The sequence below is a fragment of the Neisseria sp. P0014.S002 genome, assembly GCF_051958295.1.
Taxonomy (GTDB): Bacteria; Pseudomonadota; Gammaproteobacteria; order Burkholderiales; family Neisseriaceae; genus Neisseria; species Neisseria flavescens_B.
Genome location: NZ_JBQCVO010000081.1, coordinates 1 through 263, shown reverse-complemented (window position 1 = coordinate 263; position 263 = coordinate 1). Strand labels below are relative to the sequence as shown.

Sequence of the window (263 nt, the reverse complement as noted above, 5' to 3'; positions counted from 1 at the left end):
ATATAGCTGAGTTTCAAGTCATAAGGATTGCTAGTCGTACCATTACGGAAAATATGTACCATGCCGTCATTGGCAGCGGCGACCAAAAACTCTTGACGGTTGTCGCGCTTATCGCCAATAGCTGCAACCGAACCATCTAAAATATCACCTAGATTACGTTCATCTTTACTTGAATCAGCAGAATCTGTCGGACGAATTCGATAAGACTGGCTATAACCTTTTGTCTCCGCATCCGCTTTGATAATTTCATCACTACCTGCTCG

Annotated in this window: 1 protein-coding gene; it reads right to left on the bottom strand. The window is 43.3% G+C overall.

The genetic code is table 11. From position 1 onward, the window contains the following. Positions 1-263 (bottom strand): hypothetical protein (locus tag ACTHSX_RS10690; RefSeq protein WP_440379673.1); only part of this gene is annotated, 263 nt, incomplete at both ends.